The organism is Selenomonas sp. GACV-9, assembly GCA_900116485.1.
In the GTDB taxonomy this organism is placed as follows: Bacteria; Bacillota; Negativicutes; order Selenomonadales; family Selenomonadaceae; genus Selenomonas_A; species Selenomonas_A ruminantium_G.
In genome coordinates, this window is record FPAX01000003.1 from 113,356 (window position 1) to 137,745 (window position 24,390).

Genomic DNA, 24,390 nt, shown 5'->3' on the forward strand with positions numbered 1-24,390 from the left:
ATTACCTCTTTTCCTTATCCTTCAAATATCAATCAGCACATGGTAAGTGCCATAATAGCTTTCTGGGTATGCAGGCGGTTCTCAGCCTCGTCGAAGATGACATCGGCATTGGCCTCGAGGACCTCCTCGGTGATCTCCTCGCCACGGTAGGCCGGCAGGCAGTGCATGACGATGACGCGTTTATCAGCGCCAGCCAGCAGCTCCTTGTTGACCTGATACGGAGCAAAAATCTTCTTGCGCGCATCGTGCTCGTCTTCCTGGCCCATGCTGGCCCAGGTATCGGTGACGACGATATCCGCATCCTTTACCGCCTCTTTCGGGTCCGTGACGAGCGTTATCGATGCGCCCGTCAGCTTGGCATCCTCGCTGGCCTGTTTCGTCACCGTCGCATCCGGACGGTAATCCTCCGGCGTCGCAGCAACGAACGTCATGCCGGTCTTAGCACAGCCATACATGTAGGAGTTCGTCATGTTGTTGCCATCGCCGACATAGGCCATCTTGAGCCCCTTGAGGTTCTTGCCCTTGTGCTCCTGGATCGTAAGCAAGTCCGTCAGCACCTGGCACGGATGCAAAAGGTCAGTCAGTGCATTGATGACCGGGACATCCGCCCACTTGGCAAGCTCCTCCACACGGTCATGACCAAAGGTTCGGATCATGATGCCATCGAGATAGCGGGACAGCACGCGCGCCGTATCCTTGATTGGTTCGCCGCGGCCGAGCTGCAGGTCACGGTTCGAAAGGAACAGTGCCTGTCCACCGAGTTGATACATGCCCGTCTCAAAGGACACGCGGGTTCGCGTCGAAGACTTCTCGAAAATCATGCCGAGTGTCTTGCCCTTGAGCAGGTGATGCTCGATGCCAGCTTTCTGCTTGGCTTTGAGTTCCTTGGCCAGTGCCAGGATCTCCTGCACTTCATCCACCGACAAGTCGTGGATGGATAACATGTCTTTTCCCTTCAGCATCAAACAACCTCCATTACTGTAAATCATGTCCGTCACTATTGCATATTATAACACTAAGTTTTCTGCTTGTGAAGAGGATTTCCGAATTATTTTGTATACATATGCAAAATTTATGCATATTGACTCAATACACCATCAAGGATATCCAGGACCTCATCCACTTGCTCCTTCGTGATGATGAGCGGCGGGATGAAGCGCAGCACCTTGCCCACCGTGCAGTTGATGATCGCGCCCTTCTCCAGGCAGTTATTGACAATGTCACGGCCATAGTCGGCGCTCGTGAGCTCGGCGCCCAGGATAAGCCCCGTGCCACGGACTTCCTTGATAAGGGTTGGATATTTATCCTGCAAAGCCTCGAGCTTGCCCTTGAAGTAGGCACCCACCTCCTCAATATTATGCAGGAAGTCTTCCTCCGGCACCGTATCGAGGACAACATTGGCAGCCGCGCAGGCCAGCGGATTGCCGCCAAAGGTCGTGCCGTGATCGCCGGGCTTGAAGGCATTTGCCACCTCATCGGTCACGATAAAGGCACCAATCGGCACACCGCCGGCAAGCCCTTTGGCCAACGTGACGATATCGGGCTTGATGCCATATTTCTCATAGGCAAAGAACTTGCCCGAACGGCCGATTCCCGCCTGGATCTCATCGAGGATCAGCAGCGCATGGTGCTTGTCGCAGAGCGCGCGGACCTTCTTCAGATAGTCATTTTCCGGCGTGTAGACGCCGCCCTCGCCCTGGATTGTCTCGAGCATGACAGCCGCTGTCTTATCACTCATCATCGACTCGAGTTCCTCGATGTCGTTGTAGTGGACATAGTCAAAACCAGCGGGCAGCGGGCCGACGCCCTCCTGATAATGGGGCTGGCCCGTAGCCGTCAGCGTGGCCAGCGTACGGCCATGGAAACTGTTCCAAGCCGTGATAATCTGCGACTTCTCAGGATTGATGGCATGCGCATATTTACGCGCAATCTTGATGGCACCCTCATTGGCCTCAGCACCCGAGTTGCCAAAGAAGGCCTTGCCCAGGCCGCTGAGCTCGACCAATTTGGCGGCAGCAGCTGCCTGCGGCTGCGTGTAGTAGAGATTCGAGCAATGAATCAGCTTGCCCGCCTGCTTTGCCACCGCATCAACGAGCGGTTTATAATTATGGCCCAAGACATTGACCGCAATGCCGCCAAGGAAATCGATGTATTTCTTGCCATTGATATCCCAGGCATAGGCGCCCTCGCCATGATCGAGGACAATCTTATAGCGATTGAATACCGGCACATAGCTTGCCTTGTCGGCCGCAAATATTTCCTGATCTTTTCTCCTCATGAAAATTAACTCCTTATATCCTCATATGCTTACCGGACAACCTGCGTGCCAATACCCTGGGACGTGAAGATCTCCAGGATAATGGAGTGGTCGAGACGCCCGTCGATGATATGCGTCTTGCCTGCGCCCTGCTCCAATGCCTTGAGGCAGGCCTCAACCTTCGGAATCATGCCGCCAGCGATGATGCCCTCGCGGATATACTGGCGGGCCTCCGGCAAATGCAGCGTCGAAATAAACGTGCTCTTATCGTTGAAATCCTTATAGATGCCCTCGATATCGGTGAGCAGCAAGAGCTTTTCCGCCTCCAGCGCTCCTGCCAGTTCCGCAGCCACATAATCGGCATTGATATTGTAGCTCTCACCGTCGCTGCCGACGCCAATCGGCGCAATGACCGGCACATAGCCCTGATCCAGCAGATCCTCGACGATAGCTGTATCGACCTTGTCCACCTCGCCGACATAGCCGATATCCACCTGCTTGGATTCGTCACCTTCATAGACTGTAGCCAGCTTCTTGCGGGCCGCGATGAGCCCGGCATCCTTGCCGCTGAGGCCTACAGCGCGCACGCCGCGGCGGTTCAGCAGATTGACGATTTCTGAATTGACCTTGCCATCGAGCACCATCTCGGCAATCTCGACGGTTTCCTCATCAGTCACGCGCAGGCCAGCCACAAACGAGGACTGCTTGCCGACCTTCTTGAGGAACCCCGTGATCTCAGGGCCGCCACCATGCACGATGACCGGACGAATGCCGACGTATTTCATCAAGGCAATATCCTGCATGACCTTTTCCTTGAGGTCATCATTGATCATCGCATTGCCGCCATATTTGATGACGATGGTCTTGCCATAGAATTCCTGGATGTATGGCAGCGCCTCGACGAGGGTGGCCGCTTTGTTTTCTGGTGTGAACATACTCTGCCTCCCCACACACGATCAGGTGTGATATTCGCCGTTGATCTTCACATACTCATAGGAGAAATCACAAGTCCAGACCGTAGCCTCTTCCTCGCCATCGCCCATATCGATATCGATGGCAATGTCGTGTTCAGCCATGACCTTGCGCAGTGCCTCTTCATCAAACTCAGCGCCGACACCATGAGCATAAACCGTGATGTCACCGAATTTCACCACCGTTTTCTGCGGATCCATCGGCACACCGGCATAGCCTACTGCACAGATGACACGGCCCCAGTTCGGATCCTCACCGAAGAACGCTGTCTTGACCAGCGGGCTCTTGGCTACGCTCATGGCAATCGTCTTGGCATCAGCAAAGGACTTCGTGCCCTTGACATTGACCGTCAGGAATTTCGTTGCACCCTCGCCATCGGCAGCAATGCGCTGTGCCAGGCTCTGGCACATCTCCTGCAGAGCAGCCTTGAACGTCTCATAGTCCTCGCCCTCAGCCGTGATCTTATCATTGCCAGCTGCACCGTTCGCCAGCACGATAGCCATATCGTTCGTGCTCATGTCGCCGTCAATCGAGATCATATTGAACGAAACCTCAACGACCTCTGAAAGGGCTTTCTGCAGCAACGAGCTTTCGATATTCACATCCGTCGTGATGAAGCAGAGCATCGTTGCCATGTTCGGCTGGATCATGCCCGAGCCTTTGGCAATGGCACCCAAACGTACCTGCTTGCCGCCAATCGTGACTTCAGCCGTGCAGGTCTTCGAGTAGGTGTCCGTCGTGATGATGGCATTGCCAGCCTTCTCACTGCCGTTCTCATCAAGCTCGGCCACAGCCTGCTTGATACCATTCTCCATCTTGTCCATTGGCAGGTTCACGCCGATGACGCCTGTCGAGGCGACGATGACATCGCTCGGCTCGCAGCCCAGCGCTGCCGCCGTGATTGTCTGCATGGCCTTGGCATCCTTCTCACCCTGCTCACCCGTGCAGGCGTTAGCGCAGCCAGCGTTAGCCGTTATGGCATGGGCCGTACCAGTCTTGACAACGGCCTTGGAGGCAAATACCGGTGCAGCCGCAACAGCATTCTGCGTGAACGTACCAGCAACAGCGGCCTCTTTTTCCGTGTAGATGACGGCCACATCGAGGTTGCCGCTCTTCTTGATGCCAGCCTTGACGCCAGCAGCCTTGAATCCCTGCGGGAACGTTACGCCCGCTTTTGCATTCTGTTCGTTGATCATAATCAAAATCCTTTCTATCAATCAGGGATACATCGGCACGTAGTCGAGCCCCGTTTTTTCCTCAAAACCACAAGCGATATTGAAATTCTGCACCGCCTGCCCCGCTGCACCTTTGACGAGGTTATCGATGACCGACAGCACGATCACGCGATTCGTGCGCTCATCGATATGCCAGGCAATATCACAGAAATTCGATCCGCGCACATCCTTCGTCGATGGATAAGCACCGCGTCCGAGCAAGCGGATGAAATGCTCCTTGCCATAAAGCTTCTCGAATGCCGCATCGACAAGCTCCGGCTGTACGCCTTCCTTGAGCGTTGCATAGCAGGTCGAGAGGATACCTCGCGACATCGGCACGAGGTGCGGCGTAAAGTTCAGCACCGTCTGCTCTCCCGACAGATCCGTGATGGCCTGCTCGATTTCCGGCGTATGACGATGCTTGGCGACGTTATACGCACGGAAGTTATCATAGAGCTCAGGGAAGTGATTCGGCTGTTTGGCCGAACGGCCAGCCCCCGATACACCAGACTTGGCATCAATGATGATCGTATTGACATCGATGAGATGCTGCTTGGCCAACGGTGCCAACGCCAGGATGCTCGCCGTCGTGAAACAGCCCGCATTGCCGATGATCTTCGCCTCACGGATCTTCTCACGGTAGAGCTCAGCTAGGCCATAGACCCGCTCAGCCTCGGGATGGGTGTGCGGCACATGATACCAGGACTCATAGACCGAAGTATCGGTAAAGCGGTAGTCCGCCCCCAAATCGATGATGCGCACCGGCTTGCCTGCTAGTGCCCGGCCGACTTCCATCGCGTGACCATGCGGCAGACCGATGAACACGAAATCGCTATCCTCACCGATACGCTCGATCTCCTTCATGCTCTCAAGCTTCATATCATAAAGCCCTCGCAAATGCGGGTACAAATCGCTGATGCATTCTCCCGTATGGCTTTCTGAGGTGATATGCACGACCTCAGCCTCAGGATGATTGTACAAGATGCGTAAAAGCTCGGCACCGGCATAACCCGTAGCGCCCAGGACACTAACCTTCATACGTCTTCCTCCTCTAACTTGTTCGTCTGGAATGGATATTCCTACTATATTCTACTGCTACGAGGTGTACTATGTAAAGTATGTTTATAATTATACATCTTGTATGCATAATTTTGCAAGTCTTTTTCAAGAAATATTCATCATAACGTGAAAAAAGCAAAAATCATGCTATAATATAGAACATATCAAGCAAAGGAGTCATTCATGAAAAAAGCAACAAAACGGAAGATACGTTTCCGCATCTTCCGTTTCCTCTTCTTACTATGCCTGATCTTTTTCCTGGCCTTCTTCATCGCTGGCGGTACTTCGCTATTCTCGCCACGGACCTGGCAGCACTTCGGTGACTTCCTGCCCAGGCTCGAACAGCAGCTGCCAGCCATCCAGCAGACCGATGAGCCGGTGAAGATCAGTACGACAGATCGCATGAGCCGCATCCTCTTCATCCGGCGTGCAGTGAACAGCCGCATCAACCAGGAGACCTATGTGAAACTGCGCGATATTCCCGTATCGCTGCAGCATGCCGTGGTCGCCGTGGAGGATAACCGCTTCTACAGCCATCATGGCTTTGACCCGCAGGGCATCATGCGCGCCACCCTCGTCAACCTCCAATACGGCCAGATTGAGGAGGGAGCCAGCACCATCACCCAGCAGCTCGTCAAGAACCTCTTCCTCTCCCATGAGCAATCCTTTGGCCGCAAGGCCGAGGAACTGCTGCTGGCCCTCGACATCGAGGCCAGCTACAGCAAGGACGAGATTCTCGAGCTCTACCTCAACACCATCTACTACGGCTCTAACTTCTATGGCATCGGCCCCGCTGCCGAAGGCTACTTCGGCAAAAAGCCCAGCGAACTGCAGCTGCCTGAGGCAGCCATGCTCGCCGGACTTCCCAATGCCCCATCGCTCTACTCTCCCTACGTCGACTTCATGATGGCCAAGAAACGCCAATTCATCGTTATCGACGCCATGGTCCGCAGCGGCTATCTCGACGAACACGAGGCCGAATCAGCCAAGATCAAGCCAATCTATCTTGCCCACTGAAAAAGAGAACCCTCTCAGCTGAGAAGGTTCTCTTTTTTTGCGGCCATACCGCTTATTTTTTCTTGCTATTTGCTTTCTGCTGTTCCGTTGCAGCACGATCGAAGTGCTTGTAGAACTGCTGGCAGAGATTCGTGAATGTCTCCACGTTGTCTTTCTCGCTGCGGTTTGCGCGAATCTCGTACGTGTAGAGCAGGTCATTCGTACCGGCTTTGTACACATCGAAGAAGAACGTCGTGCGGCTGTTGTTGGCAACCGTCAGCACAACATAGGCATCAGCGTACTTGGCAACATTTTCTTTGTAGGTCTTCGCAGCCTGACGGCGGTCGAGAGACTTGATGTCCGTGCTTACTGCCGACTTGATGTTCTGTGCGATCTCATCGTAAGATACGACATACATGCGGGAGACCTTGCTGGAATCGTATTCGATCTGAGTCAGCGCGGCCTTGTCCGGAGCACCTTCCTCAACCGGCTGATACATAGGCGCCGCAACGGCAAGACGTTTTACCGTCGTGATATCTGCACCTTCCTGGATTGTCTCTTTGTCTGCGTTTGCAAAGGCTACCTGCGTGCTGAAGACAACCAAGCAGGCGATAACCAGCATCTGAATGATTTTTCTCATGGATCTATTCCCTCCATAACTGAATATGTTTTCGCGAATCCCTATCGCATTCTTCTTTATTTTACACTATTTGTATCGATTCTGCCAGACATTTTCTGAAACTTTAATGAATGCTGAAGATTACCCTTGCGGATAGATGCGCTTTTCGACGGCCTTGGCTGTCGCCGTCACCGCAAGGCCGCCTTCACTGGTCTCCCGCAGGGACTTCGGCAGGGCCTTGCCGATATGGTTCATGGCCTCGATGACCTCATCGACAGGGATAAAGGACTGCACGCCAGCCAGTGTCATGTCTGCCGCCAGCATCGCCTCCACCACAGCAAAGCCATTGCGCTTGACGCACGGCACCTCGACGAGCCCCGCCACCGGGTCACAGACAAGGCCGAGCAGATTCTTGATGGACAGAGCGCAGGCATTGCCGACCATGGCAGGCGTACCGCCCGCCAGCTCCACCAGCGCTCCGGCCGCCATGCCAGCCGCCGTGCCGCACTCTGCCTGGCAGCCGCCCTCAGCACCGGCAATTGACGCGTTCTGATCGACCACCATGCCGATGCCAGCCGCCGTGAATAGTGCTCGCACGATTGCCTCATCGGTAAGGCCACGCTCCTCCCGCGCTGCGTAGAGCGCCGCTGGCACGATACCGCAGGAACCAGCCGTCGGGCAGGCAACGATGCGGCCCATGACCGCATTGACCTCACTGATGCCCACCGCATAGGCTGCCGCCGCCAGCGTCTGCTGCCCCATATAGCCCTTGTCACGATAGGCATAGAGCCGCTTCGAGTCGCCGCCAGTCAAGCCGCTGACCGAGTGCTCCGTATTGGCGATACCTCGCTCGATAGAGGCCTGCATGATTTCCCAATTATGCTGCATGCCAGCAAGGATTGCCTCCCGGCTGCGCTGACTGTCATGCATCTCGCGGGCAATCACGATCTCATGGATTGGCAGCTCCTTCTCCTCAGCCATAGCAATGAGATCGCCCATTGTATTGAAATTTATCATCGTCCTATTCCATCCTTACTTATCCACAGACTGCTCAAATCGCCGGAATCGCAAAGGCATTCTCGACCTCATAGACCTCACGGCACTCATCAACCACCTCATCGGCAGGCTGATCGTCAAGCTCCATGATCATCATCGCCGTCTCGCCGCGATTCTGACGCGACACCCGCATGAAGGCAATATTCATCTCATAGCGCGAGAGAATCTGCGTAACCTGCGTGATGACGCCGGGCCGGTCGCGATGGATCGTGATGAGGGCCGGATATTGACCGGTCAACTCCACTGCATAGCCGTCAATATTCGTGATCATGATGTTGCCACCGCCCACAGAGGCGCCGCGCACCCGCGCCACACGCCCCGAGACACCAACCAGATAGATGACCGCCGTATTGGGATGCGCCCCCTCGAGATTGACGGTCTGAAAGCTGTAGTCAAGCCCCTGCTCTCCTGCCAGGGCCAGCGCATCGCGGATGCGCTCATCCTCCGGCGAAAAGCCCAAGATCCCCGCGATCAAAGCCTTGTCCGTGCCATGCCCGCGATACGTGCGCGCAAAGGAGCCATGCAGATTGATCTCCGCCCGCACAGCCTGCTCACCCAGGATCTTGCGCGCCATAAGCCCCAGCCGCACAGCGCCTGCCGTATGGGAGCTCGATGGGCCGATCATCACAGGCCCGACAATATCAAAAACACCATGCATCGTAATAACACCTCAACAGATAAAGCCTTCCCCCGCAGGGGAAGGCTCCACTATCTAATCTTTCTTATTTCAACAGACCGTGATTGCGCAGCGCATCCTCCAGCTGTTTCTCATGCTCCGGCTCCATCTCGCAAAGCGGCATGCGCAGCGGACCGGCATCATAGCCGAGCTTGCGCATGGCAACCTTGACCGGGATCGGGTTGACCTCACAGAACAATGCATCGATAAGATCCGCATAGGCAATCTGCAGCTCTGCCGCCTTCTTGACATCACCATCGAAATAAGCCTGACACATATCATGCGTATCCTTCGGAGCCACATTCGACAGGACCGAGATGACGCCCTGGCCGCCCAGCGACAGGATTGGCACAATCTGATCGTCGTTGCCCGAGTAGATGACAAGCTCATCGCCGACAGCAGCCTTGAGACGCAGGATCTTCGACAGGTCGCCATTGGCCTCTTTGACCGCCACGATATTCGGCACTTTCGCCAGCTCGACATACGTAGCCGTCGTGATGCCTACGCCCGTGCGCGACGGTACATCATACAGGATAATAGGGATATTGACAGCCTCCGCGATAGCCTTGTAGTGTGCGATAAGGCCTTTCTGCGTGCATTTATTGTAGTACGGCGTCACAACCAGCAGCGCATCCGCACCAACTTCCTCAGCGTACTTGGACAGGGACACGGCATACGACGTCTCATTGGACCCTGTACCAGCAATGACCGGGATACGCCCCTTGACCTGCTCGACTGCGAACTTGATGGCTGCGCGATGCTCAGCATCAGTCATCGTAGCCGACTCGCCCGTCGTGCCCGTGATGACAATGGCATCCGTACCGCCAGCAATCTGGTCTTCAATGATACGTCCAAGCTCTGGGAAATTAATGCCGTCTTCTGTGTACGGCGTAACGATAGCGACACCTGCGCCTCTGAAAATTGGTTTCTTCATGAAAAAGCCCCCTACAATACTATCCTGTATAGCTTATCTTTTCCTAACATTATCACATGATACGTGCCTAAAGTCAACGCAACGCCAGTATTTTAGAGCGCCGGTCTTACCTCGCCAAACACCTGCTTATTTTCCTCGATCTTCTGCTGGCCGCCAAATACGCACAGCACATCCTGAGCCATGCACGTTTCCACCAAATCAGCCAGGTCGCGGACATCCTGCTGGCGCGCATCGAGGATCTGATTACGGACCTTCTGACGATGGGCCTTCGTGATACCGCGCAGCCAGCAGGTAGCCGCTGCACTGCCCTTCATCTGAGGCGTCAGCGGCGTATCGATGCCGCTCATGGTACCGATGATGAACTTGTCCATCTCACGCTCCGAAGCCTCGAAATGGCGGATATAGTCAGCCGTACCCGCAAATACATCAAGCGTCTCGGTAAGGTTCGGATCACGATACGAACCGAAATACATCATGCCGTTCCGGTTAAAGCTCGTAAACGCGCCATAGGCACCGCCCTGCACGCGGATCTTCGTCCAGAAGTAATCATAGCGCAACAGCGTCTCGAGCACATGCATGACACCCGTAAACGAGTAGCCAAGCTTCAGGAAGTTCGCCCCCTTGCCCACATACTGGACACGGCTCGACGATGTCAGGCCCTCATTGCGGGCCACAAGCTCCCAGTGATATGCCTGTGCTGGATAATCCGTATGGCAGAGCTGCTGCTGGAACGGTACAAAGGCATCGGCAAAGGCAGCATAGTCGCTTTCGCGCTCCGTCACCGACAAGATCAGACGATTGCTGTTGAAGAGTTTTGGCAAAAGCTCAGCAAAGACTGCCTGCATCTTGGCAAGGCCACTATCGAAGTCCGCAAGGAATCCCTTGACGAACTGATAGAACGGCAGACCGCCCTCATCCGCATAGCGGCCAGCCTGCGAGAGGTAACCAGCCAGACGCGAAGCAACCACCTGATGTGCCGAACGCTGCAGGTTGAGCTCCATCGATGCCTGCTCCTGCTCCAGCAGCTCACGCACACGCTTCTTGTCCGTGAACTGGCTCTGCGTCAGGATTTCCTGCAGCAGCTGCAGCAGCTCCGGGAGTTTTTCCTTGAGCACCTTCGCCTTGATCTTGAACTTCGGCGCACAGGAATCCGGCTCACCATTCTTCGTATACGTCACGATATCATAGGTGATGCCACCAGTATGCAGGTTCTTGAGATTGGCAAGCTCTGCATAGCTGTGCTCACTGGTATCGACACTGCCGATGATCTCGCTGAGCAGGAACGCATAGGGAAGCTGCTCCTGTGGTACCGACTGGGCATCGAAGAACAACGTCAGATACACGATGCCATGGGTCTCGACATCGCTGAAGAGCACCTTCGTGCCCGCAAGGTCGAGCTCCTTGAGGGGCAGATCATAGGCCTCACGGCGAATATCCGAGAGCCTCAGCACCGGGATCGTCGCCAGTGCTTCCTCCGTCTCAGGGCTCTGCTGGCGCTCCTTGAGGGCCTTGGTCGCCGCGATGATATCGGCAATCTCCTGCTCGCTCATGGCTGCCTTCTTCGCCGCCAGCTCTCGCTCCTGCTCCGCCTCGCGCTCAGCAGCCATGGTCTGGCTCGGTGCGAGCGTCAGCAGCGTCGCATGCGTATTCTGCAGGAAATACTTGCGGATAAGCCCCTCGAAATAGCCGTTGTCCAAGCCTTCCTTCATCGCCTGCAGGATTTTCTCATAGCGCAGGACTTCCTCCGGCTCACCGTCGTAAAGCCAGGTCTTCATCGCACGGATGCCGTAGATGAGCCCCTTCGGTGCCGAGCCGAAATCCGACTCACGCAGCCGGAACTCCAGAAGGTTCAGCGACGCCTCCATCAGCGTGCGGTCCAGGCCCTCATCAGCAAGCTTCTTGAGCGTCGCCATGACCAGCTCATAGAACTTATCGGCGCGGTCAGTCTCCGAATTGTTCACGATGATGCTGAAGAACGGCTGCAGCATATCCTCCTCGAAATTCGAGTCGACATCCTTGCCGATCTTGGCATCGATCAGCGCCTTGCGCAACGGTGCTGCTGGCGTGCGCAGCAGCGCATGCTCGAGGATCTCCAGCCCCATCATATCTGTCACATCAAGGCTGTCACCCACTACCCAGTTGAGCGACAAGAACGACTTCTCCGCCGTCTCATCATCCTTGCTGACCGGATACTCCTTTGCCACACGCTTGATTGCTGCAAACGACGGCTGACGGTCAATCTGCGAAGTCACCTCGATGCGGTCAAAGTGACTGAGATACTCGCTGTCCAGATACGCAAGCTTCTCCTCGATATCCAAATCGCCATAGAGATAGATATAGCTGTTCGACGGATGATAATACTTGCTATGGAACCCGACAAACATCTCCTGCGTCAGCTGCGGGATAGCCTCAGGATCACCGCCCGACTCATAGCCATACGTGGTATCCGGGAAAAGCGACGTCATGATGCGGCTTTCAAGCAGATCATCCGGTGCCGAAAGCGCGCCCTTCATCTCATTGTAGACGACGCCACTGTATTTCAGCGGCTCCTCCGGCGTCTCGATCTCGTAATGCCAGCCCTCCTGCATGAGGATCTGCGGATTCTCGCGCATATTCGGATAGAATACCGCATCGAGATAGACATCCATGAGATTCTGGAAATCCTTGTCGTTGCGGCTAGCCACCGGATACATCGTCTTATCCGGATACGTCATCGCATTGAGGAACGTATTGAGCGATCCCTTGACGAGCTCGACAAACGGCTCCTTGAGCGGATACTTGCGGCTGCCGCAAAGCGTCGAATGCTCGACGATATGCGCGACACCCGTATCGTCAACAGGCGGCGTGCGGAAAGAAATCGAGAAAACCTTATTATCATCATCATTCTGCAGGAAAAAGACCCGCGCGCCCGTCTTCTCATGCTCGAACACCCAGGCCGTCGAATCTGTCTCCGGCAAATCACTTTTGCGTATTACCTTGAAACCATGAATCATATCGCTAGTGGTCAACAAATCTCCCCCTCATCTATACATCAATCTCTACTATTATATCACATCGTACCCTCGCGTAGTAACCCCTGCAATTCCTCACGCGTAACCGCATACGTACCGACGCGCGCCACGACCCTGCTGGCCGCCAGATTGGCAAGATATGCACCCTCACGCGGATTGAGGCCGCCAGCCAGAGCAAGCGCTAATACCGCCGCAATCGTATCGGTAGCACCGAGCACATCGAAAAGCTCCTGAGCCTTTGTCGGGATATGCTTGACCACATCATTTCCCACCAGCGACAGCCCCTTCTCCGACCGCGTTACGATGACGTTACGCACGCGGTATTTGCGCATCAGATAATGTGCCGCCTTCTCGATGGCAGCATCATCATTTTCCACTGGCTGCAGCAATACCTGATTTACGCGTTTCATATTCGCCACCACATAGTCAGCATGCGCATAGTTTACCCAGTTGTGCCCGCTCATATCGACCACGACGGGCACGCCATGATTATGGCAAAGCTCGATGATCTTCGCACACGACTTCTCCGTGCAGGCGCCATTGTCATGATCGGAGATGATCACACAGTCAAGGCTCTCATTGAGCCGGCCGGCAATATACTGCTGGAACTCCTTTGCGTACGTCTCATCCACTGCCCCGACCTGCTCAAAATCCAGGCGGAACATCTGCTGATTGCCGCTCATGATACGCACCTTCGTCGTCGTCGGACGATCCGTGCGGATAAGCCCCGCACTGTCGATGCCATAATCGGCCAGTTTCTCGACCATGCTCACACAGTGCGCATCATCCCCGACGAACCCCGACAGCCCCGTCTGACAGCCAAGCACCGACAAGTTGTAGGCAATATTGGCACCGCCGCCGAGCTTCTCATTCGACGAATGTACCCGCGTAATCGGCACCGGCGCCTCCCCTGAGATACGCGTCACCTCACCATAGTAATACTTGTCCAGCATGATATCGCCAACTACCAACACCTTGCAAGCCGACGTCTTCTCCTCCAAGAATTGGCATAACCGCTGATTATCCATAACGCATCCTCCCCACATCATATTTATGCTTAATGTATTCGCGCCACAAAGATAAAATCCTGCCAGTATACTTTCAGACGAAGCTTTTATGTATACATCAGATTTTATAGAATTTATGTTCTGAATATGGTAGAATATATGTGTGGAGAACATATATTTTCTATACAATACTCCTCTGCATATTGCAGAGACATCCATCATTATTTATAATAAGAAGAAAGGAAGGTTTACCATGAAGCAGAGTCATGTCCCTACCGTACGTTCCTATGACCCCACCAACGATTTGCTCTTTAAGTTCGTCTTTGGTCGCGAAGAACGCAAAAACATCACCTTGCAGCTCATCAATGATATTCTTGGTCGTGATGGTGACAACGCGTTTGTCGACCTGCAATTCCGCAATACGGAGATATCTCCCGACAAAGATACCGATAAACTCGGCCGCCTTGATATCTTTGGTATTCTAAACGACGGCAGCCGTATCGACATTGAAATGCAAGTAGTCAACCGGCGCAACATGGAAAAACGTACGCTTTTCTACTGGTCGCACATGTACCTGCACTTTGATTCCCTCCACACCGGTGACGATTACGGCACACTGAAACCTGCCATTTCCATCAACATCCTGCGCTACAGCTTTCTCCCCCAAGAGAATCCACATGCAGCCTATATCTTATATAACCCGGAAACCCACCATCGTCTGACCGATGATCTTGAAATCCACTTTCTCGAAATCCCTAAATACAAGGATAAACCCATCCAATCTATGGATCGCATCGAAAAATGGCTAGCATATTTCGCCAACAAACTCGATGAAAATCAAAAGGAGGAACTCGCAATGAAAAATACAGCCATCAAGGATGCTATGCAAGCATCTGACCGCTATATCATGGATGACACCGCCTACCGCGAATATATTGCCCGCGAATCGGCCATCTGGGACTACAACAGCGACCTCAAAGCAAACCTTGCCGAAGGATTCAAACAAGGACGTGAGGCAGGCATGCAACAAGGGCTTGAACAAGGGCTTGAACAAGGGCTTGAACAAGGCCTCCAACAGGGTCTCGAGCAGGGTCTCGAGCAGGGTCGCACCGAGGGTGAACGAAAAGCACACGAAACTATGGCCCTTGACATGTTGCGCGACAATATGGACATCAACCTGATCATGAAATACACTGGCCTGTCCGCCGACCGCATTGCTGAGCTTGCCAAAGAATTATAACTACCCCATGAAATAACAGAAACCGCCATTCTCACTTTGAAGAGAATGGCGGTTTCTTGCTATCTATATTTGGATTATCCTGCAGCTCAAAATCAACCAACCGCGAAAAGAACTTCTGCTTGTCCTCCGGCAGACGCCGAAAACGCTCAAGCAAGGAAATCTCCTCAGGCAGCAGATGACTGTCATCCGGCTGGAACCCCAGCAAGTCATCGACGCGCACCTGAAACAGCGCCGCAATCTTCATCAGCATGACATTATTCGGGCTGCGCTGCCCCGCCTCGTAGTTCGCATAGGTAGCCCTGCTAATACCCATCCTATCTGCCACATCCTGCTGCCGCAGTCCACGAGCCGCGCGTATGCTCTGGAGATTCTTCGAAAGCTCCGTCATAAACTCACTTCCTCTGCTTCGTCTCCGCCTTTCCTCCCCCTGCCATATCTCCGAGCGCATACTCACAGCACTGCTGCACCAGGTTATTGACTGACACCTCCTGAGCCTTTGCCACCTCAGTAAGCCGCTCCAACAAATCTACAGGCAGACGAAATGTCTTATTCATCATCTCAGAGTTTTTCTTTACTATAAACATTCAATCGCCTCATTTCCTTAAAACAAAACAACGCATAACAGAATCTTCCTATCCCTACATAGTTACACTTTCATTAATAAAAACTCAAACTTCGCAGTTGCAAAACTTCCCATTAAGTGTTAAATCAGTTTTTCTAAAATAAATAGCATAAGCCGTCTCCGTTTTGTATAATGAAAGCGACTAAAATTCACAACATAAACGGAGGGCTTATGCCATGAATATTGTAGCACATAATCATCAGTCTCTTGAACTTCTTTCTTCGAAAAACTCTCATTTTCTTGAAGAATTCCATATAGAGCAGATTATCAAAGCCTGTAATGCGTACAAAGTACGCGGCTTTTTCGTCAAAGATATATTCCAAGTCGCCTTTGAAAATGTTTTCAGCAGCAAATCATTATTCCAGAAACAACGGAAGCATTCAAGCTCCATCCCTTCTGCTAAGAACACCTTTTATCGCTTCATGAGTTCCAACAGCATCAATTGGCGCAAATTGCACCAGCTATTTTCCGTGTCGCCAAGAAACAACGTGGCCCTTTCTTGTATCTTCTTTCCGAGGAAGTGCAAGCGGTAAAAGGGGAACAAGCAATCTCGGTAAAAGCTGTTTGGTAAAAGAGGCCCAGCTTTTACGGAGAATATAGCGTACGGAATTGCGGATAAGATGCACAATTCAACGCTGTGTAACTACTTGGGGAAAGATTGCTTTCGCCCCGTCTTCCAGGCCGGCAACACCATCCATGGAAAGAAATCTGAGGTCTTGAACACCACGAGCTTTCAGTTCATCGAAGATTTGCATCCAAGTATGTTTACTTTGGTAGATGCGATATCTCACTGACCCATGCCACGTGCGTGCATTGTCGCAGCTGGCAACGCGCTCATGCTTTTCATATCCAAGATGATTTTCCATTTCGCCTTTCAACATAGACTCAAAAATAGGTCCGAAAATCTGCTGAGCAATCTGCTCGCCTGGGGTATTCGGTGTATCTTTACGTTTTGCCATTGTTACCTTCCTTGTCTATACTTGATTACCCCAGTATGGGGCATAAAATAGCTTTGCGCAAATTATTTTACGGCGGATTTACAATCTAAGTGCAACATCACATAACTCAAAATAAAATAACGCATAGACCTCTAGTATAATGGTGTTTGCGACAACCCATTTCCAGGAGGAACTATGCGTCATTACAAACATCTTACACTATATGAGAGAGAAAATCTACTATTTCTTAGGGCCAAAGGCTATTCTATCACTGCCATAGCCGAAAGTATGGGGCGCAACAAAGGAACCATATCCCGAGAGCTTCGCAGGAACTCTGTTGGCGGTCAGTATATGCCAGTAGTGGCACAACACCAGTATCAGGCACGCCGTGCGTATTGCAACCCCCATAACAGGCTGGAATACACCAGTCTCTTGGAGCATGTGAAGCACAGGCTGCTCGAATGTCAGTGGTCTCCAGAAGAAATCGTCGGACGGCTGAGAGCCGAATATGGCAAGTGCGTAATAAGCACCACGACCATCTACCGTGCAATATACAGTGGATGGCTGAACGCCCCCAAAGCCTCCACGGCAAGCGTCATAAAGAAATTGAGGCACCGTGGCAAGCGCAGGAGGAAGCGCTCTGCTGATGAGAAGCGTGGCAAAATCCAGATCAGCCACGATATTACAGAACGCCCGGTAGGAGCCGAAAACCGTTCAGAAATAGGGCATTGGGAAGCTGATACCGTTGTTGGCCAGCAAGGAAAAGCCTGCCTTGTAACCCTTGTCGACCGAAAGAGCCGCTACCTTATTTGTGGCAAAGCTGACAAGAAAAATTCTCAGGCCGTCAGCAGGGCTATGATAGACCTGCTTCTTGGTGTCAAGGCCCTGTCGGTAACGCCTGACAGGGGCAAAGAATTTGCCCGTCATGCAGATGTGACAGAATACCTGGATGGTTTGCCGTTCTACTTTCCGCAGCCTCACCAGCCATGGCAAAGGGGCTCCAACGAGAATACTAACGGCCTGCTTAGAGAATATTTCCCCAAGGGTAAGGACATAACAAAACTCTCTGATGACTACATACAGAGAAAAGTTGCTATGATGAACTTGCGCCCAAGGAAATGTCTTAACTACAGAACACCATATGAGGTCCATTTTGAGGAAGTGTTGCACTTAGCTTGACAATCCGTCTATATTTTCCTCCGTAGTATTGTTTGACTCTTACATTCATACGAAAAAATCATTTTCTCCTTATGCGATTAAAAACAATCTGTAAATACTTCCAATATACATTGTTTCTGAAAATAAAATAGTATACTACGTTAACAAGCAACAAACATATTACTGTGCGGATTATTAATCCTATCACTGAGATTGGCACTAGTGAGCAAAGTAACATTGTACCTTCTCCCACCACCAATGACAGCATAAACCATTTCAAATAATATATGTAGTATTCAATTACAGGCCGATGAAACACATTCCTATATAGAATCAAAGCATCTCGCCACCCCACAGTTAATACTGTACTGAATATGGTTCCTAAAAAAACTCCAGGCAAACCTATTTTTTGCACCAAGTAAATAGAAAACACCAAATTAAGTCCTGCTTCTATTAACGGACGTGGTTTATCTTTGACAAAAAGACCATTAGCATTTATAAACGATGAATTAATTATTCTAGATGAATTCAGAAAAATGTGTGTACTTAACAACATAACCACAGTGATATCCAACAAATATGTTTCACCAATCCATAGCATAATAAACGGATTAACTAAAATATAATAACAAATACCAGCCAAGGATGCTACCCACAAATTAAGGAATAATAACTCGCGATACTTTTGATATATATAAGATGGGTCTGTTCCTATACTCATATTGCCAATAGTAGAAACAAAACTGCCAAAAATTTTATTCATAAAGGAATCCAAAGCCATCATCAACATTGCATAATTAGAATATACTCCCAAAGTCGATATTCCAATATATTTCGACAGGATCAAACTATCAGTGGCATTTGCAACTACATAACCAACCTTATGACACATAAGCGCCATTGTATCTTTAATTACACCCAGTTTTTCCGAACGTGACAAACCATCATTCATTCGTTCCGCCACTTCGCTATACTTTCCTATAATATACTTACTCAACACTATATTATAAAGCGCAGATAACATTATACCGACAGTAATGGTTATCGTGTAATCTTGATATAACCATAATACAAATATCTTCAATAAATTTTGAGCTACATTTGATATCATATTTAAACTGGATAACATATACCCCTTTTGGTCAGCCAAAAGCATAGCCTGCCAATAAACAAAGAGATAACTCACCACATTTTGGGCTACGAAAATCCAATATAGATATCTTAAATCTACGTCGCCAGGCACCTCACTGGTATCTTTTATAACATCAAAAAGAAAAGGGTAGAAACATATGCTTAGCAATAGTACGATTCCAGCAATTAGCATATATACATATTTATAGAAATAAAGGTATTCCGCACATTTTTGAACATTATTTTCTTTAATAGGAGAATAGAGCTTATAGGTGATAACAGAGCCAATCCCTAATTCTGCCAAAGAAAAAATCTGCAAAACATTCGTAAACAACCCATTAATTCCCAAGTAATTTTGAGATAATATAAAGATAAACACAGTACGATAAGCAAATGAAGTGATATAAAACACTAATTGCTCTGCCACACCAGCCGATGAACTAAGAATTATATTTCGTAGCTTAGATCTTTTGTTAAACAAAAACTAGCCCCCTTTATATCCCCCATTTCTCTTTTGCTTTGTGGCGGTACCTTTTCAATTTCGTCACATATCTTCCTATTTTTATTTTATGTTCTACACTGTCAACATCCATTTGTTCCTTGCATAGTCGCCACCCATCGGCTAAAAACTTATCCAACACGTCACGCATCCGTGCACATTGCTCAGGATTATTAGAAATAGCCACACTAGCTTTACCAAAATTTAAAGCATATTTGGGCATAGAACTCCACAAATCTGTATTCCCCCATGGATGTGGTGGTACAATCGTTGGTACACCGATTTTTTGGCAAACGAAGGACAAACACATATCTTCTCCCGTCAACTTATATGCTTGATATTTCCCCGTATCTGTAAACATATTTTCTAAATATACTTTTGGCAAGAACCAGGAATGACCAACAAAATCCACTTGTACAGGTTTTCCATAAGGACCATCCCAGCCAACACGATAATATCCACTATAAGGATACTGACTAGGATTCTTCAACACAATACCTATGCCACCATATACAGCTTCTTGACTTTGCATATGAAAATGACAGTTTTCCAACCAGCGTCTGCCAGGAATAGTATCATCATCAAATAAGCACACATATTTAGACGCAGATTTATCCTTCGCAATTTCAAAACGCTTCCATACACCATAATTTTCCTTACTGATTACGCATCTATCAAATTCATCCAAAAGTTCACGATCGAAGTCAATTTTATATCTGCCATTTATCCCATCTTGATATAGTATTATTTCTTTCGGCTTTAACGATTGATTCTGTAATACTTTTAATTGTTTCTCCAATGCGTCCGGCTTCTTATACGTGGTAAGAATAACAGACACCGAAAAATCAACATCCAGTGGATTATACATCCAACAATTTCTTTGTGCATATGTACTATTTTCATTATTATATGGTCGAGTATCCTTACCATGAATCAAAAAGTCAACTGATGATCCAAAATCAATATAGCAATTTTTGGGGTTGTTCTCATAAAGAGCAAAAATAATCGGTTCTGACAATGGCCCGGCAGACACAACATATAAAATATCATCCCTATCACCGAATTCTTTGATAATACCTTCTATAAAGACTTGCCCTTGCTCCGACCAAAAATCAACACATTGATTACTTACACTATAATATTTAAGTACCTCCAAGTTCCCGATTTTTTTATTTTCGCCTGCAACATTTCCTATAACTACAGCTTTTCTTTTTATGTTTAAAAAATCATTTTTAAATCTTTTATAATTTACATTCACGAAAATATTAGCAAAAGTAATATTTTTACTTTGTAACCGAGTACTATACCAATAATATGCTTCTCGGTCACAACAGGGACATGCAATCCCCCAATAAACATCAGGCTCATTATGATCTAAACACTTCTGCAAAGTGATTCCCAATTTGGTAACACTCTCCGGTGCCGACCACCCTTCTTGCGCATGCACAGTTTTTCCCATTATTAAGGAACGCTCCCCATCGCCCATTCGCACCAAGACGAAGTTTTCCCCTGATTGGATTTTATCCATAAACTTATCATATTCATCTGATAATAATATTTTCCCAACGTTCTCTTGCATAGTTTCTCTCCCCTACTTTTCTGTTACACAGTCCCTATAAATAGAAATATATTGTTCTGTAATACGTTTCATAGAAAACTTCTCTCTAGCATTTTTCGCAATAGCTTCTTGATCAAATCTACTATAGTTATTTATCATATCTTTAATTCCATTAGCCAACGCATCCACGCTGCCTTTTTCAACCACTATAGCATTCGTATCATCCACCAATGAATCCCCACCGCCAGATTTTGTCACCACCATAGGCTTACCTAGCGCCAAAGATTCTTCTATATTTACACCAGCACTCTCAAACAAACTAGCAGATATCATAAAATCCATCTGCGTAATGATATTTACAACTGTCTCTTTAGGACAGTCACCATGAAAAATAACGGCATTATTTAAACATAATTTTTTAGATAATTCTATATAATAATCCAGATATTTACCACCACCTATTATATTAAGTACAATATCCACATTATTATCAATTAAATTCCTTATCGCTGGCAACAAAAATTGCAATCCTTTTATATCTTTATCGTATAATTGAGCTACAACTCCACATACTATCTTCTGATTTAATCTTCTACGAGACACAGGAACATTAATAAAACAATCAGCTATTGGATTAAATATTGTAAGAAATTGACACGTAATAAATTTTGTAGATAATTGTTTATTTAAATAATCAGATACACAAATATTTTTATAGGATTGGGAATAAATATACTTTAAAATGATACGATATTTCCACGAATTTAAATCCATCATTTCCAATGGTGCATGTTCTGTTATAACTACAGGTATATCATGTAGTTTTGAGATAATTATTGAATACTTTCCCGCACTTCCAGCCACTTGTGCATGAATAACATCCGGTTTATATTCCCGTATTACTTTTCTATAATTTTTTAGTATATCCCACCGTGATATACCTCTTCTATGCCTATAACCGCTTCTATATGTAAGTAATCCAAATTCTTCGTCTTTTACTACGTGCAGATTTTCTCCATCAAAAGGCCAATAAATAGCAACATTGCAATACTTTTGTAATGATATAGCCTGCTCATAATGAAAAATTCCTTCCGTAATTTTTTTACTATTTTTGGACGTATACCAAGATACCACCATCAAAACATTCATAATACGCCTTCTTCACATTATATTTCCCTTATTTTTATAATTGAAATCTTGTCCACAGTTCTACAATATAATGATTTCACCAACAACTGCCATACCTTCATCATCACGATTGAAAGCATATACACACCTATAACCATAGTAAACAGCATAAGCATCAATCTCCAACCAGATGAATGAGCTGCTATATATTTACCAACAACTTTCAACACACTCGTATGTATCAAATAACAAGTAAATGCAGCGGGGGCAATATAATTAACCATTTTACTTCTAAAATTTAGCCTTGCAATCACCAAGAACAATGTTGCAGCCTCTAAAATGACTAAGGGATTACAGTAATTATATCCTGTTTTTGGCAAGAATAGATGCCAAATGTAAATTCCAATTATAGTTGACATCCATAGGACTAATATTTTTTTCGCTGAAAAACAGCCTACTAAATCCAATCGTCTAATAGCTGCCCCAATTACATATATCAACATAAAATTGATAATACTATAACCACCAATAGATCCATTTATTGATACAGAATTCAACCCCATAAACTGTTTCCCCGTACACTCCTCTAAAACATCGACAGCCGTAGGATACACAGAAAATGCCATTATCAACAAAAATAATAATAATATCAAACTATCTCTTGATAGTCTCTCCATGGTTATATTGATATAAGGCGCCACAAGCATCAAGGTCACATATAAAATAACATAATAATTTACAGGTAAAAGCGAGGTTAATATCTTTATCGACCATGTATCATTTATCGCAGTAGACACAACTCGAAAAAATAGAGCAAATATACTTGTTTGAATTATCAATTGTACTAACCGGCTCAGATTGATTTTTTTACTATTAGCACTGCAATAACCACTAATTAACAAAAAACAATTCTCTGCACAGCAGATATTGCTTCCAAAAATAGCAATATCTGCTGTGTTATACCTGAAGCAATTTCCACTGCACCTACACTGCCAAAGTTAAAATGAAGAACTATAACAGCCATCCCAGCAAATATTCTCAAAAGTTCAATAGCTGAATTACGCTCTGTCTGTCTGTCTGTCTGTCTGTCTGTCTGTCTGTCTGTCTGTCTGTCTGTCTGTCTGTCTGTCTGTCTGTCTGTCTGTGAAGAGCATTTTCCATATCGTCCCCCATGTCAAGAAATTTATTAACCAAACTTGTTCAATCGATTAATTACATAATCTACTTGATCCATTGTCATTCCGTAGTACATCGGTATACTCAGCACCGTTCGGCTAATTTCTTCAGCGATAGGAAGATTACCCTCTAGAATCTGTAATTCTGCATAAGCCTTCTGCATATGCATAGGAATAGGATAATGTTTTACCGTATGAATACCATTATCAGCCAGATATTTTTCCAACTCATCACGTTTATTACAACGGATAACAAACACATGATAGATATGCTCGTAATCTTCTGAAGTTGCGAGCGGCAATTTGATCAACGGATTTTTTATCTCGGCCAAGTAACGGGCAGCCACTTTACGGCGAGCCTCATTCCACTTATCAAGATATGGCAATTTCACCCGCAGGAATGCTGCCTGCATCTCGTCCAAACGGCTATTGGTTCCTTTGTAGATATGATGGTACTTATAATCCGAACCATAATTGCCTAGTGCGCGGACTTTAGCTGCCAGTTCATCATCATCGGTAGTCACACAGCCGCCGTCGCCCAATGCACCGAGATTCTTGCCAGGATAAAAGCTGAACCCAGCCGCATCGCCTAATGCACCGGCTTTCTTCCCTTTGTATTTCGCACCATGTGCCTGAGCTGCATCCTCGATGACCTTCAAGCCATGCTTTTCCGCAATGCGATTGATTTCATCCATATCAGAGCAGCGCCCCTGCAGTTGAACAGCCATGATTGCCTTGGTTTTCGGTGTAATCGCCGCCTCAATCAGGGCTGCATCGATGTTGAATGTCTCAATCTTAGGCTCCACGAACACCGGCGTTGCGCCCGCATACGAAACCGCAAGTGCCGTGGCGATGAAGGTATTGGATGGAACGATAACCTCGTCACCAGCTCCAATGCCATAGGCTTTCAAAATCAGATACAAAGCATCCAGTCCTGTAGCTACGCCGATGCAATGCTTGACACCAACATAGGCTGCAAACTCCTTTTCAAAAGCCTCCAGTTCTTTTCCCTGGATAAACCAGCTATTGTCCATGACCTTCTTATATGCCGCATCCAACTCACTGCGAAGTTCATCATGCATCGGACGCAAATCTGCAAATGGAATTTCCATAATCATTCTCCCTCGTATACTTTTTCAA

Annotated in this window: 22 protein-coding genes and 1 pseudogene; 4 read left to right on the forward strand and 19 right to left on the reverse strand. The window is 48.4% G+C overall.

The features are described from left to right. Positions 1–32: 32 nt before the first annotated feature. The 5 genes from argF to argC all read right to left on the reverse strand — a co-directional run bounded on the left by argF (position 33) and on the right by argC (position 5,481). On the reverse strand, positions 33–962 hold the full coding sequence (gene argF / locus BM322_RS04900) for an ornithine carbamoyltransferase (RefSeq protein WP_075428796.1): 930 nt from the start codon (positions 960–962) through the stop codon (positions 33–35). 110 nt (positions 963–1,072) lie between these two features. Further along, the gene (locus tag BM322_RS04905) at positions 1,073–2,278 is read right to left on the reverse strand and encodes an acetylornithine transaminase (protein ID WP_075428797.1); all 1,206 of its coding nucleotides are present in this window, start codon (positions 2,276–2,278) and stop codon (positions 1,073–1,075) included. Positions 2,279–2,307: 29 nt separating this feature from the next. Next, on the reverse strand, positions 2,308–3,192 hold the full coding sequence (argB, locus tag BM322_RS04910) for an acetylglutamate kinase (protein ID WP_075428798.1): 885 nt from the start codon (positions 3,190–3,192) through the stop codon (positions 2,308–2,310). Between the two features lie 21 nt (positions 3,193–3,213). Next, positions 3,214–4,425 (reverse strand): bifunctional glutamate N-acetyltransferase/amino-acid acetyltransferase ArgJ, encoded by a 1,212-nt coding sequence (argJ, locus tag BM322_RS04915; protein ID WP_075428799.1) that lies wholly within the window; start codon positions 4,423–4,425, stop codon positions 3,214–3,216. A gap of 21 nt (positions 4,426–4,446) precedes the next feature. Continuing rightward, positions 4,447–5,481, reverse strand: a complete 1,035-nt coding sequence (gene argC, locus BM322_RS04920) for an N-acetyl-gamma-glutamyl-phosphate reductase (RefSeq protein WP_075428800.1) — start codon at positions 5,479–5,481, stop codon at positions 4,447–4,449. Positions 5,482–5,685: 204 nt separating this feature from the next. On the opposite strand from argC, the gene BM322_RS04925 reads away from it, so the two are divergent. Continuing rightward, positions 5,686–6,519 (forward strand): transglycosylase domain-containing protein, encoded by an 834-nt coding sequence (locus BM322_RS04925; RefSeq protein WP_075428801.1) that lies wholly within the window; start codon positions 5,686–5,688, stop codon positions 6,517–6,519. Between the two features lie 52 nt (positions 6,520–6,571). Here BM322_RS04925 and BM322_RS04930 read toward each other — a convergent pair whose 3' ends face one another. The 6 genes from BM322_RS04930 to BM322_RS04955 form a co-directional block, all read right to left on the reverse strand. After that, entirely contained in the window at positions 6,572–7,138 is a 567-nt protein-coding gene (locus BM322_RS04930) for a coenzyme F(420) biosynthesis enzyme (protein ID WP_075428802.1), read from the reverse strand. Positions 7,139–7,258: 120 nt separating this feature from the next. Next, the gene (sdaAA, locus tag BM322_RS04935) at positions 7,259–8,134 is read right to left on the reverse strand and encodes an L-serine ammonia-lyase, iron-sulfur-dependent, subunit alpha (protein ID WP_075428803.1); all 876 of its coding nucleotides are present in this window, start codon (positions 8,132–8,134) and stop codon (positions 7,259–7,261) included. Between the two features lie 34 nt (positions 8,135–8,168). Then, complete coding sequence (gene sdaAB, locus BM322_RS04940; protein WP_075428804.1) at positions 8,169–8,831, reverse strand: L-serine ammonia-lyase, iron-sulfur-dependent subunit beta; 663 nt, start codon at positions 8,829–8,831, stop codon at positions 8,169–8,171. Between the two features lie 64 nt (positions 8,832–8,895). Further along, positions 8,896–9,783, reverse strand: a complete 888-nt coding sequence (dapA, locus tag BM322_RS04945) for a 4-hydroxy-tetrahydrodipicolinate synthase (RefSeq protein WP_075428805.1) — start codon at positions 9,781–9,783, stop codon at positions 8,896–8,898. A gap of 92 nt (positions 9,784–9,875) precedes the next feature. Then, complete coding sequence (locus BM322_RS04950; RefSeq protein WP_143102183.1) at positions 9,876–12,791, reverse strand: insulinase family protein; 2,916 nt, start codon at positions 12,789–12,791, stop codon at positions 9,876–9,878. Between the two features lie 41 nt (positions 12,792–12,832). After that, the gene (locus BM322_RS04955; RefSeq protein WP_075428807.1) at positions 12,833–13,822 is read right to left on the reverse strand and encodes a bifunctional heptose 7-phosphate kinase/heptose 1-phosphate adenyltransferase; all 990 of its coding nucleotides are present in this window, start codon (positions 13,820–13,822) and stop codon (positions 12,833–12,835) included. A 232-nt stretch (positions 13,823–14,054) separates the two neighbouring features. Here BM322_RS04955 and BM322_RS04960 point away from each other — a divergent pair, with 232 nt between their 5' ends. After that, complete coding sequence (locus BM322_RS04960; RefSeq protein WP_075428808.1) at positions 14,055–15,041, forward strand: Rpn family recombination-promoting nuclease/putative transposase; 987 nt, start codon at positions 14,055–14,057, stop codon at positions 15,039–15,041. 31 nt (positions 15,042–15,072) lie between these two features. Here BM322_RS04960 and BM322_RS04965 read toward each other — a convergent pair whose 3' ends face one another. Further along, on the reverse strand, positions 15,073–15,429 hold the full coding sequence (locus BM322_RS04965; RefSeq protein WP_075428809.1) for a helix-turn-helix transcriptional regulator: 357 nt from the start codon (positions 15,427–15,429) through the stop codon (positions 15,073–15,075). Positions 15,430–15,433: 4 nt separating this feature from the next. Further along, entirely contained in the window at positions 15,434–15,625 is a 192-nt protein-coding gene (locus BM322_RS04970) for a ribbon-helix-helix domain-containing protein (RefSeq protein WP_075428810.1), read from the reverse strand. 214 nt (positions 15,626–15,839) lie between these two features. On the opposite strand from BM322_RS04970, the gene BM322_RS04975 reads away from it, so the two are divergent. After that, positions 15,840–16,196, forward strand: coding sequence for a hypothetical protein (locus BM322_RS04975; RefSeq protein WP_177220818.1), 357 nt, complete (start codon positions 15,840–15,842; stop codon positions 16,194–16,196). Between the two features lie 24 nt (positions 16,197–16,220). Here the strand turns inward: BM322_RS04975 and BM322_RS13865 are convergent. Further along, a pseudogene (locus tag BM322_RS13865) lies at positions 16,221–16,436 on the reverse strand (transposase); the annotation flags it as partial. Positions 16,437–16,796: 360 nt separating this feature from the next. Here BM322_RS13865 and BM322_RS04985 point away from each other — a divergent pair. Beyond that, a complete protein-coding gene (locus BM322_RS04985) occupies positions 16,797–17,780 on the forward strand; it encodes an IS30 family transposase (protein WP_075428812.1) in 984 nt (327 codons plus the stop codon). A 58-nt stretch (positions 17,781–17,838) separates the two neighbouring features. On the opposite strand, the gene BM322_RS04990 is transcribed toward BM322_RS04985, so the two are convergent. The 5 genes from BM322_RS04990 to BM322_RS05010 form a co-directional block, all read right to left on the reverse strand. Beyond that, positions 17,839–19,371: a lipopolysaccharide biosynthesis protein gene (locus BM322_RS04990; protein WP_075428813.1), complete on the reverse strand. Its 1,533-nt coding sequence runs from the start codon at positions 19,369–19,371 to the stop codon at positions 17,839–17,841. Between the two features lie 13 nt (positions 19,372–19,384). Continuing rightward, positions 19,385–20,968 carry a glycosyltransferase family 2 protein gene (locus BM322_RS04995; protein WP_075428814.1) on the reverse strand — a complete coding sequence of 528 codons (1,584 nt, stop codon included), beginning with the start codon at positions 20,966–20,968 and terminating at the stop codon, positions 19,385–19,387. 12 nt (positions 20,969–20,980) lie between these two features. Continuing rightward, positions 20,981–22,096, reverse strand: a complete 1,116-nt coding sequence (locus tag BM322_RS05000; protein WP_075428815.1) for a glycosyltransferase family 4 protein — start codon at positions 22,094–22,096, stop codon at positions 20,981–20,983. A gap of 17 nt (positions 22,097–22,113) precedes the next feature. Next, positions 22,114–22,977, reverse strand: coding sequence for an acyltransferase family protein (locus tag BM322_RS05005; protein ID WP_075428816.1), 864 nt, complete (start codon positions 22,975–22,977; stop codon positions 22,114–22,116). A 284-nt stretch (positions 22,978–23,261) separates the two neighbouring features. After that, positions 23,262–24,362, reverse strand: coding sequence for a DegT/DnrJ/EryC1/StrS aminotransferase family protein (locus BM322_RS05010; protein WP_075428817.1), 1,101 nt, complete (start codon positions 24,360–24,362; stop codon positions 23,262–23,264). Positions 24,363–24,390 lie beyond the last annotated feature (28 nt).

Excerpts from the sequence above, each read along its gene's own strand:
- sdaAA (WP_075428803.1), bottom strand. The coding sequence starts at position 8,134 with ATGATAAATTTCAATACAATGGGCGATCTCATTGCTATGGCTGAGGAG.
- BM322_RS05000 (WP_075428815.1), bottom strand. The coding sequence starts at position 22,096 with ATGAATGTTTTGATGGTGGTATCTTGGTATACGTCCAAAAATAGTAAA.
- argB (WP_075428798.1), bottom strand. The coding sequence starts at position 3,192 with ATGTTCACACCAGAAAACAAAGCGGCCACCCTCGTCGAGGCGCTGCCA.
- dapA (WP_075428805.1), bottom strand. The coding sequence starts at position 9,783 with ATGAAGAAACCAATTTTCAGAGGCGCAGGTGTCGCTATCGTTACGCCG.
- BM322_RS04965 (WP_075428809.1), bottom strand. The coding sequence starts at position 15,429 with ATGACGGAGCTTTCGAAGAATCTCCAGAGCATACGCGCGGCTCGTGGA.
- BM322_RS05010 (WP_075428817.1), bottom strand. The coding sequence starts at position 24,362 with ATGGAAATTCCATTTGCAGATTTGCGTCCGATGCATGATGAACTTCGC.
- BM322_RS04970 (WP_075428810.1), bottom strand. The coding sequence starts at position 15,625 with ATGTTTATAGTAAAGAAAAACTCTGAGATGATGAATAAGACATTTCGT.
- sdaAB (WP_075428804.1), bottom strand. The coding sequence starts at position 8,831 with ATGCATGGTGTTTTTGATATTGTCGGGCCTGTGATGATCGGCCCATCG.
- BM322_RS04975 (WP_177220818.1), top strand. The coding sequence starts at position 15,840 with ATGAATATTGTAGCACATAATCATCAGTCTCTTGAACTTCTTTCTTCG.
- BM322_RS04925 (WP_075428801.1), top strand. The coding sequence starts at position 5,686 with ATGAAAAAAGCAACAAAACGGAAGATACGTTTCCGCATCTTCCGTTTC.
- argF (WP_075428796.1), bottom strand. The coding sequence starts at position 962 with ATGCTGAAGGGAAAAGACATGTTATCCATCCACGACTTGTCGGTGGAT.
- argC (WP_075428800.1), bottom strand. The coding sequence starts at position 5,481 with ATGAAGGTTAGTGTCCTGGGCGCTACGGGTTATGCCGGTGCCGAGCTT.
- BM322_RS04995 (WP_075428814.1), bottom strand. The coding sequence starts at position 20,968 with ATGCAAGAGAACGTTGGGAAAATATTATTATCAGATGAATATGATAAG.
- BM322_RS04985 (WP_075428812.1), top strand. The coding sequence starts at position 16,797 with ATGCGTCATTACAAACATCTTACACTATATGAGAGAGAAAATCTACTA.
- BM322_RS04930 (WP_075428802.1), bottom strand. The coding sequence starts at position 7,138 with ATGAGAAAAATCATTCAGATGCTGGTTATCGCCTGCTTGGTTGTCTTC.
- argJ (WP_075428799.1), bottom strand. The coding sequence starts at position 4,425 with ATGATCAACGAACAGAATGCAAAAGCGGGCGTAACGTTCCCGCAGGGA.
- BM322_RS04905 (WP_075428797.1), bottom strand. The coding sequence starts at position 2,278 with ATGAGGAGAAAAGATCAGGAAATATTTGCGGCCGACAAGGCAAGCTAT.
- BM322_RS04955 (WP_075428807.1), bottom strand. The coding sequence starts at position 13,822 with ATGGATAATCAGCGGTTATGCCAATTCTTGGAGGAGAAGACGTCGGCT.
- BM322_RS04960 (WP_075428808.1), top strand. The coding sequence starts at position 14,055 with ATGAAGCAGAGTCATGTCCCTACCGTACGTTCCTATGACCCCACCAAC.